The organism is Janthinobacterium sp. EB271-G4-7A, assembly GCF_020858075.1.
GTDB lineage: Bacteria > Pseudomonadota > Gammaproteobacteria > Burkholderiales > Burkholderiaceae_D > Janthinobacterium > Janthinobacterium lividum.
In genome coordinates, this window is record NZ_JACYMI010000004.1 from 156,220 (window position 1) to 170,197 (window position 13,978).

Consider the following 13,978-nt stretch of genomic DNA (forward strand, 5'->3'; position numbering starts at 1 on the left):
CGTGCGTGACTGTCCAACTGACAGGGGCGTTGCCGGCCGAAACCACGGCAACGCCCTTGATTGTTTACTGTGCGATCAACTTACATTTTCCAGCGTAAAGAGAGGCCAACTGTCCGGTCATAGCGGCGCGTATCGCGCGCATACACGCCCGGCTCGTTCCAGTAATCCTTGAACTTGGTGTCCAGCAAGTTATTGCCATCGAGGGTCACCGTGAACTGCTCGTTGATCTTGTACGACAGCGAACCGTCGAGCTGGGCCGTCGGCGCCACTTTCAAGTCCAGGCCGGGGCCGCCCTGGTTGTAGCTGTCGATGAATTTCGAGCGCCAGTTGTAAGCCAGGCGGCCCGACCACGCGTCTTTTTCGTACAGCAGCACCAGGTTGTAGGCGTAGCGCGACACGCCCGTGATGGCATGGCTGCCCGTCTCGTCGTCGGTGGTGCCGCTCATGTAGGTGCCGTTCGCCTGCAAGCCCAGGCCGCTCAACAGGCCCGGCAAGCCGTCATAAAACTGCTGGTAGCCAATTTCCAGGCCCTGCAGCTTGCCGGCGGCCGTGTTGTACGGGCGGTCCACGTCATAGGTCTTGCCACCGATGGTTTCGCTGGAAATGCGTTGCTGGATATAGCCGTCGAACTTGTGGTGGAACACGGTGGCCGTCACGGAACCGGCTGGCGCAAAATACCATTCCAGTGCCGCGTCGACATTGTCGCCCGTCACCGGTTTCAAGTTCGGATTGCCGCCCGCGCCCGTCGCTTTCACCGTTTCCGTCGAGTTGACCAGGGCCACGCCCGGGTTCAGCTGGGAAAAGCCCGGACGGCTGATGGTGCGGCCGGCAGCGAAGCGGCCGACCAGGTCGGCACGCAGCTTGATTTTCAGGGCCACGCTCGGCAGCACGTCGGTGCTGGCCGTGTCGCTGATGACGGGCGTGTAGACGCCATCTTGCGAACTGTTGCCTTGCAGGCTTTGCTCGGTACGCACGACGCGCACGCCCAAGGTGCCATCGACAGGGTAGGCACCCAGCTTGAAGGCGATCTTCGCCTTGGTATAGATGGAATACGTCTTTTCCGTGTCCTTGAAGAACGAACCCGGGTCCATGGCGCGCGCCGCGCTGCTGCCCGTGACGGCTTCGCGGATGGTGCCCGTGTTATTGAGCAGGAAGCTGGCGCACGGCGTGTACCACTGCTTCAAGCCATAGTCGGGGCCGCCGCTGGACATCGGTTCCGACAGACAATTAAGGCCCGGAATCGACGTCACGCTCTGGCGGCCAAACGGAAACGCTGCGCCGGACACGTCCGGTGCTTCCGCATTGCCCTCGAAACTCTTGATCGATTCGGCTTCGCGCTTCACGCCGCGCAGGCCGACGCTGATTTCCTTGAAGATGCCGCCGGCACTGGGCGTGTACGCCAGGTCGGCGCGCAAGTCGTTCGAGCTGCCCTGGTCACGGCCGTAGCGGTCGAAAAAGCCCTTCAGATAGTAGTTCGACGGGTCTTGCAAATCGATGCCCGTGTAGTCGACGTGCAAGGTGCCATTCTGGTTGGTATTGATGCGGACATTCGGCACGACAGTAATCGCATCGAGAATCGGGTTGCGCCAGGCATAGGTACTTTTGGTGCTGGCCACTTCCGACGTGAAACGCCATTCCGGGTTGATATCCCACAAGCCACCGACGGCAAATTGATGCGTCTTCGTCTGGTTCTTGTTCGCCTGCGTCGACATGATGGTGTTGACGTTGGTGGAAGTGAGCGTTTGCAGCTGGTCGGTGCCGGGAATTTTTGTAGCCGACACGGGCGTGCCCCACCATGGCAAGCCGACAAAGTAGTCGGACTCGGCATCAAGCAGGAAACGCGTGGCCATGCCTTCCGCGTACAGCTCGACGTCGGTGTTCGGACGCCATTGCAGCACGGCATTGGCGGTGCTGCGGCGGCGGTCGCCCTTGATCGGCAGCAAGCCCACCTGGTCCGGCCCCGTCAAACCGGGCAACAGGAAACTTTTATCCACGGGCGCCGTATTGAATGCGCGTTCTTCGTGGTAACGGTGCTGCTGCTGCGACAAGCCCAGCAGCGCGCCCACTTCGCCGATGCCCGTCTTCCAGCGGTTAGCCACCATGCCGCTGATGTTCGGGTCCGTGGCTTTCGATTTGTCGCTGTAGACGGCGCGCGTATTCACGCTGGCCGTAAACTCCTTGAAGTCGAACGGGCGGTTGGTGCGCACGTCGATGATGCCGGCCACGCCGCCTTCGACCTGGTCCGCGCCCTGCGATTTGTACACGTCCACGCGCTGCAGCATGGTGGCGGGAATGTCGGCCAGGTTGACGTAGCGCCCCGTGGTGGTGAACAGTTCGCGGCCATTGAGCAGGGTCGTGACATCGCGCAAGCCGCGGATCATGACGGCGCTGGCTTCACCCGAATCGCGGCGGATCTGGATGCCGGAGATGCGCGCCAGGGTCTCGGCCACGTTATTGTCCGGAAACTTGCCGATGTCGTCGGCGACGATGGAATCGATGACCTGGTCCGAGCGCATCTTGATCTGCTGCGAATTCTGCGCCGAACGGCGCACGCCGCTGACGGTCACGACCGACACTTCCGCGGCCGGCTCGGCGCTGGCATCGGCCGCCACCGCCTCCTGCGCCCATACCGAAGCCGTGCTCAGCAAGCCAATACCGGCCAATGCCGCAACGGCTGCCTTCAAGGTGAATGGACGAGGGGAAGTGGCCGCGAGCGGGCCGGTGGCGTTGCGCATCATGAATCTCCAGATATTGTATTGATATTTTTTGTGCTGCTTGCATGTCGTTCGCATGCTCGGCGTTTATCTTAGGGGCTGGGCGATAATCTCTCCAATCAATTTTTCCACTGTTTCGATATCAATTTTGATATCGGCGGTTAGTGGACTTTGGAGGTTGCAAACGGACAACGGCAGGGGCGTCAGGGGCGTTTTCGGAAGGTGGCGCACAAAAAAGTGGCAGTATCGACATGTAGCGGCACAGGTGCTCATGGCGAGCAGAAACAGTCACGTGCCGAGGCAAGCGTCGTTCTCGCACGAAGGTGTGGAGGTATTGGATTCGCACGCTGCGCAGCGTCACAGTCCCTGCCGGGTTGAAATCACAGTGGAGAACACGGCATGCAGCCGCATGGCAATGCTGGCTGGATAAAACGGGAGTCTTGATTTGTCTGGTGCGGCTGGCGGGGATCGAACCCACGACCCTTGGCTTCGGAGGCCAATACTCTATCCACTGAGCTACAGCCGCGTAGGGGGAATTTCTGAAGTGATGCGAAGGATACCGTTTTTCTTTACCTACGTCTACGGAAACTGTCGTATCGCTGGCAATTGCATGTCACTGCTCAATTTTTGTGCCTATAATTGTGGGTTTCATAAAGGTTTACATCCAGGCATGTAAAAATGCTACCTTACACGGCCATCAGTTTCAAATCTGGACTAAGGACATCATGAGCGACGCACATAACGAACAACAATCAGCGATCAAAACGCCTAAACAATTGCTTGCCGCCGTAGCTGGCTTCTTCCTCATCACCGTCATCGGCATCATCCTGCTGGTGCAGTTCGTCACGGCGCAAAAACTGACGGGCGCCGGTACCGACAGCCAGTCGCCGGAAGCCATTGCCGAGCGCTTGAGTCCGGTTGCCAATGCCGGCTTCACCTTCAAGGATGCCAGCGGTCCGAAAGTGCTGCAAAGCGGCGAAGCCGTCTACACGGCGACCTGCGTGGCTTGCCATGGCGCCGGCGTGGCCGGTGCGCCGAAGTTTGGCGATGCGGGCGGCTGGTCGGCCCGCCTGGCCCAGGGCTACGATACGGTCCTGAAACACGCCATCGAAGGCTTGCGCGCGATGCCGGCCAAGGGCGGCAATCCCGACCTCGACGATGTGGAAGTGGCGCGTGCCGTTGTCTACATTGCCAATGCGTCGGGCGGCAAGTTCAAGGAACCGGAAGTGCCGGCACCAGCCGCTGCCGCTGACGGCGCTGCCGCACCAGCCGCGGAACCTGCCAAGTAAGCAGCTCGCAGTAGCAAGGAACCGCCCGGATGGGCGGTTTTTTTTTACCCATCGTTTGCGCCAGATCACATGGCGTAAAAAAAAGCCGCCCGGCTTGATGCGGGCGGCTCGGTACTAGCGCGTCAGAACTGCTGTTACCACATGATGACGCGGTCTTTCGGTGGCAAATACATCTTGTCGCCCGGTTTCACGTCGAAGGCCTGGTAGAAGCCGGGCTGGTTGCGCATGGTGCCGTTGGCGCGGAACTGGCCTGGCGAGTGCGGGTCCGTTTTCAGCAAGACCAGTTGCTGCGCTTCGCGCATCTTCATGCGCCAGACCTGGGCAAAGCCCGCGTAGAAGCGCTGCTCGCCCGTGAAGCCGTCGATGACGGGAGCTTGCTTGCCGTTCAGCGACAATTTATACGCCTTATACGCAATTGCCACGCCGGAATTGTCGGCGATGTTTTCGCCCAGGGTCAGTTCGCCGTTGACGAAGTGGCCCTTGACAGGGCTGAAGCTGTTGTACTGCGCCACCAGCTGCTTGGTTTTCTTGGCGAAGTTTTTATGGTCGGCCTTGGTCCACCAGTCGCGCAGGTTGCCGTCGCCGTCGTACTGGGCGCCCTGGTCGTCGAAGCCGTGGCTGATTTCATGGCCGATGACGCCGCCGATGGCGCCATAGTTGACGGCGTCGTCCGCGTTGGCGTCGAAGAACGGCGCTTGCAGGATGGCGGCAGGGAAGACGATTTCGTTCAGCTCAGGGTTGTAATAAGCGTTCACGGTCTGCGGCGTCATGCCCCATTCGTCGCGGTCGATGGGCTGGCCCAGCTTGTTCAACTCGCGGTTGTAGTTGAGCAGGTGCGAACGCTGGATGTTGCCGATCAAATCGTCCGGCGCCACCGTCAGACCCGAGTAATCGCGCCATTTGTTCGGATAGCCGATCTTGGTGGTGAACTTGGCCAGCTTGATCTGCGCCTGTTTCTTGGTGACAGGGCTCATCCAGTCGAGCTTGTCGATGCTTTGCTTGTAGGCCGTCATCAGGTTTTTCACCAGCGCTTCCATGCGCACCTTGCGCTCGGCCGGGAAATACTGCTCCACGTACAGCTGGCCCACGGCTTCGCCCAGCGCGCCTTCGACGGCGCCCACGCCGCGTTTCCAGCGCGGACGCATTTCCGTCACGCCCGTCAGGGTGGTGCCATAGAAAGCGAAGTTTTCATCGACATACGCTTTCGGCAGGTAGCCGGCGTTGGCGTGCAACAAGTGCCACTGGAAATATGCTTTCCACGTCTCCAGCGGCGTCTTGTTGGCGATCTCGGCAAAACCCTTCAGGTAGCTGGGCTGGCTGACGATCACGTAATTGACTTTGCCGGCGATGCCCGTGTCCTTCAGGTAGCGGGCCCAGTCGTAGCCTGGCGCCACGGTGGCCAGTTTCGCCAGTTCCACCTTGTTGTAGGTCTTGACGGGGTCGCGGTTCTGCACATTGCTCCATTGCGCCTTGGCCAGCTCCGTTTCCAGCGCCACAATGGCTTTTGCATTCGCGGCCGCGTTCGCGTCGCCGGCCAGGCTGAGCATTTTTTCCACGTGGGCCAGGTATTTGGCGCGCGTGTCGGCCTTGCCCGCTTCCAGGTAGTAATCGCGGTCAGGCAAGCCCAGGCCGCTTTGCACGATGTCGGCCACGTATTTGGTGGAATCCTTGGCGTCCTGGTGGATGCCGAAGTCGTAAGGCGAGGTCACGCCCAGCTTGCTGAAATGGGCGATTACGGCCGGCAATTCGGCCTTGTCCTGCAGCGCGGCGATCTTCGCCAGCTCCGCATTCAAGGGGGTCAGGCCCAGGCTTTCCAGCTTGGCTTCATCCATGAAGCTATTATAGAAATCGCCGATCTTCTGGGCATTCGAACCGGCCGCGCGGGCCTTGTCGGCGGCAGCGCCTTCGACTATGCCGCGCAGCTGCGTTTGCGTATCATCGGCCAGCTTGGCAAAGCTGCCCCAGCTCGACTTGTCGGCTGGAATGACGGTTTCCGCCAGCCATTTGCCATTCAGGTGCTGGAACAGATCGTCCTGCGCGCGCACGGCAGGATCGACGTATTCGACGGCGATGCCGGACGTCAGCGCCGCGCCGGCGACGGCCGTGGCGGGAGCGGCGGCGGTTTTCTTGGCCGCATCAGCGGCGCCAGCCATGCCGGACACGCCGGCCAGCAAACTCAGGGTCAATGCACTTAACAAATAACGATTCACGGTTGTCCTCTATATTGTATTGTGTGGAAACATAAGGGTCAGAAGGCCCAAGGCTTCTGGCCCGGTTTTTGACTGTAGCATACCGGCCGAAATGACAGAAAGAACTTTGGCCAGAATGCAAAAAAGACCACGCAAGGTGGTCTCTTTTGTTGCTACAGGATTACGCTTTCATCGAGGCAGGGCTTACCAGATGATCACGCGGTTTTCCGGAGCGACATACATCTTGTCGCCCGGTTTCACGCCAAACGCTTCGTAGAAGCCAGGCTGGTTGACCATGGTGCCATTCGCGCGGTACTGGCCCGGCGAATGCGGGTCGGTCTTGATCTGCACGATCTGCTGCGCTTCGCGCATCTTGCTGCGCCATACCTGGCCAAAGCCCATGTAGAAGCGCTGGTCGCCCGTCAAGCCGTCCAGCACGGGCGCCGGCTTGCCGCCCAGCGAGATTTTATAGGCCTTGTAGGCGATCGCCACGCCCGAGTTGTCGGCGATGTTCTCGCCCAGGGTCAGGGCGCCGTTGACGTGGTAGCCCGGCAAGGGGCTGTAACCGTCATATTGCTTGGTCAGCGCGTCGGCCTTGGCGGCGAAATTCTTGCGGTCGGCCGGGGTCCACCAGTCGCGCAGGTTGCCGTCGCCATCGGACTGGCTGCCCTTGTCGTCGAAGCCGTGGCTGATTTCATGGCCGATGACGGCGCCGATGGCGCCATAGTTGACGGCGTCGTCCGCGTTGGCGTCAAAGAACGGCGGCTGCAGGATGGACGCGGGGAAGACGATTTCATTCATCGTCGAGCTGTAATAGGCGTTCACCGTCTGCGGCGTCATGCCCCACTCTTCGCGGTCGATCGGCTTGCCCAGCTTGGCCACCTGGCGCGCGGAACCAAAGTTGGCGGCGCGCATCATGTTGCCCACCAGGTCGCCCTGGACGATTTGCAGCTTCGTGTAATCGCGCCATTTGTTCGGATACGCGATCTTCGGCGTGAACTTGGCCAGCTTGGCTTGCGCTTCCTTCTTGGTCTCCGGGCTCATCCAGTCCAGGGTGTCGATGCTGTCCTTGTAGGCGGCCAGCACGTTCTTCACCAGCTCCTGCATGTGCGCCTTGCGCTCGGCCGGGAAATATTGCGCGACATACAGCTTACCGACGGCTTCGCCCAGCACGCCTTCGACAGCGCCCACGCCACGCTTCCAGCGCGGCTGGTTTTCCGTCACGCCGCTGAGCACCGTGCCGTAGAAGGCAAAGCTTTCATCGACAAAATTTTTCGACAGGTAGCTGGCATAGCTGCGCAGCAACTGCCATTCGAAATACGCTTTCAGGGTATCCAGGTCGGCAGACGCGAGCACCTTGTTGTAGCCGGCCAGGTAGCTCGGCTGGTTGACGATCACGTAATCGACCTTGTTGGCAATGCCCAGGGCGGCCAGGCCGGACTTCAGGTCGTAGCCCGGGGTCAGGTCGTTCAGCTTGTTGATGTCGGTCTTGTTGTAGCGTTTGACGGGGTCGCGGTTCTCGACCTTGGTCCATTGCACTTCGGCCAGGGCCGTTTCCAGCGCCACGACAGCCTTGGCGCGGGCGGCGGCGTTCTTGTCGCCCGCCATGGCCAGCATCTTTTCCACGTGCGCCTGGTATTTTTCCTTGACGCCAGCCTGCTTGGCTTCCAGGTAGTAGTCGCGGTCCGGCATGCCCAGGCCGCTCTGGCTCACATACGCCGCATATTTCGTCGAGGCACGGGCATCCTGGCCCACGTAGACGGCGTACGGGGTGGCCACGCCCGTCTGGCTCAGGTGGGCGATCAGGGCCGGCACGCCCTTCTTGTCGCGCAGCGAGCGGATGCGGTTCAGTTCTCCGGCCAGCGGCTTCGTGCCCAGCGCCTCGAGCTTGGCTTCATCCATGTAGCTGGCGTACAGGTCGCTGATTTTCTGCGCTTCGGAACCGGCCTTCCTGTTCTTGTCCTGTTGCGTGGCTTCGATGATGCCGCGCAACTGTGGCGTGGTGTCATCGCGCAGCTTGGCGAACGAACCCCAGCTCGACTTGTCGGCAGGAATCTCGGCCGTGGCCAGCCACTTGCCGTTCAAATGGGTGAAGAAATCGTCCTGCACGCGCACGGCGGGGTCGATGTACTGCACATCGATACCGGAAACGACGCCGGCGGCGGCAGGTGCGGAAGGTGCGACGCCGGGCGCCACGGTCGGGGCGGCAGAGGCGGATACGGGTTCGGCGGCATGGGCAAACGCAGCCAACAGGGTCAGGGTCAGACTGCTCAAGAGATAGCGATTCACGGATTGTCCTTATGGGGCATGTCAAAAAGACCGGGCGGATGGCTTCGGGCGGATAGCCTGCCGCGCCAGGCGCTGCAGGAATGTAGCACGCGAGCATGCCTTTTGGCCATCCTTGCCCCCGGACTGCCCGGGAATCGCGGCTCAGTTCGGCCAGACTCAAGGGGCTTTCATTGTCCAGTCCGGCGAGCATGGCGCGGGCTGGAACAGCGCGTGCAGCGCTTATCCATACAGATACAGCAGCTCGTCAATCAGCGCCAGCTCCTGTTGCGTGAACTGCGTGTTGTTGAACTGCCCGATATCTTCGAGCACACCCCGAATCGGCACTTGCCGTGACGGATCCTGAACGATATCGATCAGCAGGCCGGCATCAGGATGCCGCCCCATCAGATACTTTTCAATCAGCGCTGTAAGCGCGGCACGTGCCTGCAAATCAGTTAACATTTTTCTATCTGCTGGGAAGGAAGAAGCGCCAGTCTAAATGAGCCTGAGCCCGCGGATAAAAAAAAGCCTGCGTCCGCGGACGCAGGCAAAACCACTTCGGGTCGAGAATGCGAGTCCACTATAGGGCCCCCGCACACGCTTTTTTTCGACTCTTACAAATGCTTACTCCCCTCAAGAGTAACTATACATCGCATACAAAACCGCAACATATGGCAAGCTGACAGCCCCGTTTTCCCGCGTAGACTGGGCCCAGACATGCTTTTTCCACGGCCGGCCCACGCCGGCAGAGATTCAGGTCTATACTTTCAGGAAAGCGCCGCTCCACGGGGACTGGCGCTTGTGCAAGACACGCTAGCTGCAAAGGTGCAATGATGGGCAAACTCAAAAATACCGGCTTGATCGGCCTGGGCGTGGTGGCCGGCGTCGCCGTGTCGCTGCAATTTTCCGCCATGGCGCAAAAAACCGTCGAGCCGCCCCTGCCGCTGGAAGAGCTGCGCCAGCTGGCCGACGTGTTTGGCCTGATCAAGTCCGATTACGTCGAGCCGGTGGAAGACAAGAAACTGCTGGAAGACGCCATTTCCGGCATGGTCGCCTCGCTCGACCCCCATTCCGCCTACCTGGACAAGAAAGCCTACGCCGAGCTGCGCGAAGGCTCCGAAGGCAAGTTCGTCGGCCTGGGCATTGAAATCGGCCTCAGCGAAGACGGCTACATCAAGATCGTCTCGCCCATCGAGGATTCGCCCGCCTACCGCGCCGGCATCAAGGCTGGCGATCTGATCACCCGCCTCGATGGCCAGCCCGTGAAAGGCGTCAGCCTGGACGACAACGTCAAGCGCATGCGCGGCGAACCGGGCACCAAGGTGTCGCTGACGATTGCCCGCAAGGATGAACCGCAACCGCTGGCCTTCACCATCACGCGCGAGGAAATCCACCAGAAGAGCGTGAAGGCGAAGATGGTCGAGCCCGGCTACGCCTGGCTGCGCGTGTCGCAATTCCAGGAACCGACCGTCGACGACATGGCCGCGCAAATCACGGCGTTATACCAGCAAGACCCGAACATCAAGGGCATGGTGCTGGACTTGCGCAACGATCCGGGCGGCGTGCTGCAAGGCGCCATCGGCGTCTCGGCCGCCTTCCTGCCGAAGGACGCGGCCATCGTCTCGACGAATGGCCAGTTGCCGGACTCGAAACAGGTGTTCTACGGCCGCGCCGAATACTATACCTTCCGTTCGGAAGGCGACGCCCTGGCGAAATTGCCGGCCGCCATAAAGAAAGTGCCGCTGGTGGTGCTCGTCAACACGGGGTCGGCCTCGGCCTCGGAAATCGTCGCCGGCGCCCTGCAGGATTACAAGCGTGCCACCATCATCGGCACGCAGACCTTCGGCAAGGGTTCCGTGCAAACCATCCGCCAGCTGACAGCCGACACGGCCGTCAAGCTGACGACGGCCCGCTACTACACGCCGAACGGCCGCTCGATCCAGGCCAAGGGCATCGTGCCCGACCTGCTGGTCGATGAAAATGCGGACGGCGATGGCCTCAACGGCTTGCGCATCCGCGAAGCGGACCTGACCAAGCACCTGAGCAACGACCGCGACCAGGAAAGCTCCAAGGCCGCGCCCGTCAACGACGAGATGGAAGAGCAATTGCGCATCATCGCCCTGGAAAAGACCCGCAAGCCGCTGGAATTTGGCAGCAAGGACGATTTTCAATTGCACCAGGCGCTGAACCACCTGAAGGGTCTGCCGGTGCAACTGGCCAAGGCCGAACCGGTGGTGGTGCAGGCCGACGTCAAGAAAGAACAGAAAAAGTAAGCAGCAGCGCCAGCATCACAGCGGGGGGCGCCATGCCCCCCTGTCACCCGTCCACGCGACAAAAATCAATCTTCCGCCACACATCGCCCTGCCCCGCAACACGAAACTCTCTACAGTCGAGCCCGTTTGTGTAAAATTTGCTTCACTTATCGGCATCGCGCCGATTGCCAAATTTGAAAGCTTAACCATGAAACAAGTCGTCATCAGCGGTACCGGACTGTACACGCCGCCATTTTCGATCTCCAACGAAGAGCTGGTCACCTGCTTCAATGCCTACGCGGAAAAGTTCAATGCCGACAACGCCGACGCGATCGCCGCGGGCGAGGCGACGGCGCTGGATCTGTCGAGCGTGGCCTTCATCGAAAAGGCGTCCGGCATCAAGTCGCGCTTCGTGATGGAAAAGGAAGGCATCCTCGATCCGGCGCGCATGGTCTCGCGCATTGCGGAACGGGGCGATGACGAACTGTCCCTGCAAGCGGAAATGGCGGTCGCCGCCGCGCGCGACGCGCTGGCGCGCGCGGGCCGCACGCCAGCCGATATCGACATGGTACTGGTGGCTTGCAGCAATATGCAGCGCGCCTACCCGGCCATGGCCGTGGAAGTGCAGGATGCGCTGGGCATCGACGGTTATGGTTTTGACATGAACGTGGCGTGCTCGTCCGCCACCTTCGGCATCCAGCAAGCCGTGGCCGCCGTGCAAAGCGGCCAGGCGCGCGCCGTGCTGGTCCTGAATCCCGAAATCACCAGCGGCCACCTGAACTGGCGCGACCGCGACAGCCATTTCATTTTTGGCGACGCCTGCACGGCCATCATCGTGGAAGCCAAGGACACGGCCGTATCCAGGCACCAGTTCGAGATCATCGGCACGGAACTGAAAACGCGCTTCTCTAACGCCATCCGCAACAATTTCGGCTTCCTCAACCGTTTTGACGAGTCCGGCGTGGGCCAGGCCGATAAACTGTTCCGCCAGCAAGGCCGCAAGGTCTTCAAGGAAGTGTGCCCGATGGCCGCCGAGATGATCAAGGCGACCCTGGCCAAGGCCGGCGTGGAAGTGGCGCAAGTCTCCCGCTACTGGCTGCACCAGGCGAACCTGAACATGAACTTGCTGATCGCGCGCCTGATCCTGGGCCGCGACGCGGAAGCCAACGAAGCGCCCGTGATCCTCGACACCTACGCCAACACCTCGTCGGCCGGCTCCATCATCGCCTTCCATAAATATCAGGATGACATGACGGCGGGCGCCACGGGCGTCATCTGCTCGTTCGGCGCCGGTTATTCCATCGGCTGCGTGATCGTGCGCAAGGTGTAAAGACACGGGGTGGCATAGGGTGGAATCCTTGAATTAGGAGAAGATCCGGGTGGATGACATGCGTTCGTGGCCACCTGGACGAAGATAGTGCACAGGTTTTTTGCAATAAAGCCGCAGGAAATTTTCCGGCAGGGGCTTTGATGCGTTTATACTTGGTCGCTGAGCAACATCTTTTTCCATCCGCACGTCCCATAAGGAACCCCACACGCATGCCCCATGACATCAGCCTGATCACCACCATCGCCGCCGCCCTAGGGTTCGGCCTCATCTTCGGCTTCATCGCCGCGCGCCTGAAACTGCCGGCCCTGGTCGGCTACTTGGCCGCCGGCATCATCATCGGACCGGCCACGCCCGGTTTTGTCGCGGATGCGGAAATAGCCGGACAATTGGCGGAAATCGGGGTGATGCTGATGATGTTCGGTGTCGGCCTGCACTTTTCCATCGAAGATTTATGGGACGTGCGCAAGATCGCGCTGCCTGGCGCCATCCTGCAGATCGGCGTCGCCACGGCGATGGGCATGGGCCTGGCCCACTGGTGGGGCTGGACCCTCGGTGGCGGACTGATCTTCGGCCTGGCCCTGTCCGTGGCCAGTACCGTGGTGCTGCTGCGCGCGCTGGAAGAACGGGGCATCCTCGACTCGCTGAATGGGCGCATCGCCGTCGGCTGGCTGGTGGTGGAAGACCTCGTCACCGTGCTGGTGCTCGTGCTGCTGCCGGCATTTGCCGGCGTGCTGGGCGGCAAGGTGGCGCCGGATGCCGAGGCCGTCAGCCTGTGGCAAACCCTGGCCATTACCCTGGGACAAGTAGCCGGCTTCATCGTCTTCATGCTGGTGGTCGGCCGCAAGCTGTTCCCGTGGATTTTGTGGCAGGTGGCGCGCACCGGTTCGCGCGAGCTGTTCACCCTGTGCGTGATCGCCGCCGCCGTCGGCATCGCCTATGCGTCGACCAAGCTGTTCGGCGTGTCCTTCGCGCTGGGCGCCTTCTTCGCCGGCATGGTGCTGCGCGAATCCGAACTCAGCCACCGCGCCGCGGAAGAGTCGCTGCCCCTGCGCGACGCGTTTGCCGTGCTGTTCTTCGTTTCCGTCGGCATGCTGTTCGAGCCGAACATCCTCATCGAGAAGCCCCTGCAAGTGCTGGCCGTGTGCGCCATCATTATCTTCGGCAAGTCGATCGCCGCCTTCCTGCTGGTGATGGCGCTGCGCTATCCGCCGAAAACGGCCATCATCGTCTCGGCCAGCCTGGCGCAGATCGGCGAGTTCTCGTTCATCCTGGCCGCCCTGGGCCTGTCGCTGGGCCTGATGCCGCAAGAAGGCCAAAGTCTGATCCTGGCTGGCGCCATCCTGTCCATCGCCTTGAATCCGCTCGTGTTCAGCATGGCCAAGCCGCTGCTGCGCGTGATGAGCAACAGCGATTTCGCGCGCAAGTTCGAACGCACCACCGATCCGCTGGCCGAGCTGCCGATGACGGTGCCGCAGGAAAAACTGTCGGGCCAGATCGTCCTGGTCGGCTATGGCCGCGTGGGCCGGCGCATCGCCGCCGCCCTGATGGAACGGGGCATCCACTTCGTCGTAGCCGAGGAAAACCGCGAAATCGTCGACCAGCTGCGCAAGCAGGGTATCCCGGCCGTGGCCGGCAATGCGGGCGAACCGGCCGTGCTGATCCAGGCGCACATCACGCACGCCACCATGCTCGTCATCGCCACGCCCGATACCTTCCACGTGCGCGCCATGATCGAGACGGCGCGCGCGCTGAACCCCTCCATCATGACGGTGGTGCGCACGCACAGCGAGGAAGAGGCGGAATTGCTGCGCGCGGAAAACGCTGGCAAGGTGTTTATCGGCGAGCACGAGCTGGCGAATGGCATGGCCGAACACGTGCTGCAGAGTTTTGATGCGGCGAAGAAGGGGCATGGCGGGCATTAAGCCGGCGCCCTTTC

Annotated in this window: 8 protein-coding genes and 1 tRNA gene; 4 read left to right on the forward strand and 5 right to left on the reverse strand. The window is 61.2% G+C overall.

Annotated elements, in window-relative coordinates; all coding sequences use genetic code 11:
- Nucleotides 1-80: 80 nt before the first annotated feature.
- Together IGS58_RS23600 and IGS58_RS23605 are read right to left on the reverse strand one after the other, a co-directional pair.
- Nucleotides 81-2,738 (reverse strand): TonB-dependent receptor, encoded by a 2,658-nt coding sequence (locus IGS58_RS23600; protein ID WP_230522852.1) that lies wholly within the window; start codon nt 2,736-2,738, stop codon nt 81-83.
- Between the two features lie 426 nt (nt 2,739-3,164).
- A tRNA-Arg gene (locus IGS58_RS23605) sits at nt 3,165-3,240 on the reverse strand.
- Nucleotides 3,241-3,439: 199 nt separating this feature from the next.
- Here IGS58_RS23605 and IGS58_RS23610 point away from each other — a divergent pair.
- Nucleotides 3,440-4,003 carry a c-type cytochrome gene (locus IGS58_RS23610; protein ID WP_070279983.1) on the forward strand — a complete coding sequence of 188 codons (564 nt, stop codon included), beginning with the start codon at nt 3,440-3,442 and terminating at the stop codon, nt 4,001-4,003.
- Between the two features lie 134 nt (nt 4,004-4,137).
- Here IGS58_RS23610 and IGS58_RS23615 read toward each other — a convergent pair whose 3' ends face one another.
- The 3 genes from IGS58_RS23615 to IGS58_RS23625 form a co-directional block, all read right to left on the reverse strand.
- Nucleotides 4,138-6,213, reverse strand: a complete 2,076-nt coding sequence (locus tag IGS58_RS23615) for a M13 family metallopeptidase (RefSeq protein ID WP_230522853.1) — start codon at nt 6,211-6,213, stop codon at nt 4,138-4,140.
- A 183-nt stretch (nt 6,214-6,396) separates the two neighbouring features.
- On the reverse strand, nt 6,397-8,481 hold the full coding sequence (locus tag IGS58_RS23620) for a M13 family metallopeptidase (protein WP_230522854.1): 2,085 nt from the start codon (nt 8,479-8,481) through the stop codon (nt 6,397-6,399).
- Between the two features lie 219 nt (nt 8,482-8,700).
- The gene (locus IGS58_RS23625; protein ID WP_070258423.1) at nt 8,701-8,922 is read right to left on the reverse strand and encodes a hypothetical protein; all 222 of its coding nucleotides are present in this window, start codon (nt 8,920-8,922) and stop codon (nt 8,701-8,703) included.
- Nucleotides 8,923-9,290: 368 nt separating this feature from the next.
- Here IGS58_RS23625 and IGS58_RS23630 point away from each other — a divergent pair, with 368 nt between their 5' ends.
- The 3 genes from IGS58_RS23630 (at nt 9,291) to ybaL (ending at nt 13,964) form a co-directional block, all read left to right on the forward strand.
- The gene (locus IGS58_RS23630) at nt 9,291-10,733 is read left to right on the forward strand and encodes a S41 family peptidase (RefSeq protein WP_230522855.1); all 1,443 of its coding nucleotides are present in this window, start codon (nt 9,291-9,293) and stop codon (nt 10,731-10,733) included.
- Nucleotides 10,734-10,920: 187 nt separating this feature from the next.
- The gene (locus IGS58_RS23635; RefSeq protein ID WP_230522856.1) at nt 10,921-12,042 is read left to right on the forward strand and encodes a beta-ketoacyl-ACP synthase III; all 1,122 of its coding nucleotides are present in this window, start codon (nt 10,921-10,923) and stop codon (nt 12,040-12,042) included.
- Between the two features lie 209 nt (nt 12,043-12,251).
- The gene (ybaL, locus tag IGS58_RS23640; protein ID WP_034783712.1) at nt 12,252-13,964 is read left to right on the forward strand and encodes a YbaL family putative K(+) efflux transporter; all 1,713 of its coding nucleotides are present in this window, start codon (nt 12,252-12,254) and stop codon (nt 13,962-13,964) included.
- The last annotated feature ends 14 nt before the right edge of the window (nt 13,965-13,978 follow it).

Bases quoted from the DNA above. Each gene is read 5' to 3' on its own strand.
- IGS58_RS23625 (WP_070258423.1), bottom strand. From the start codon at position 8,922: ATGTTAACTGATTTGCAGGCACGTGCCGCGCTTACAGCGCTGATTGAA.
- IGS58_RS23630 (WP_230522855.1), top strand. From the start codon at position 9,291: ATGATGGGCAAACTCAAAAATACCGGCTTGATCGGCCTGGGCGTGGTG.
- ybaL (WP_034783712.1), top strand. From the start codon at position 12,252: ATGCCCCATGACATCAGCCTGATCACCACCATCGCCGCCGCCCTAGGG.
- IGS58_RS23610 (WP_070279983.1), top strand. From the start codon at position 3,440: ATGAGCGACGCACATAACGAACAACAATCAGCGATCAAAACGCCTAAA.
- IGS58_RS23600 (WP_230522852.1), bottom strand. From the start codon at position 2,738: ATGATGCGCAACGCCACCGGCCCGCTCGCGGCCACTTCCCCTCGTCCA.
- IGS58_RS23635 (WP_230522856.1), top strand. From the start codon at position 10,921: ATGAAACAAGTCGTCATCAGCGGTACCGGACTGTACACGCCGCCATTT.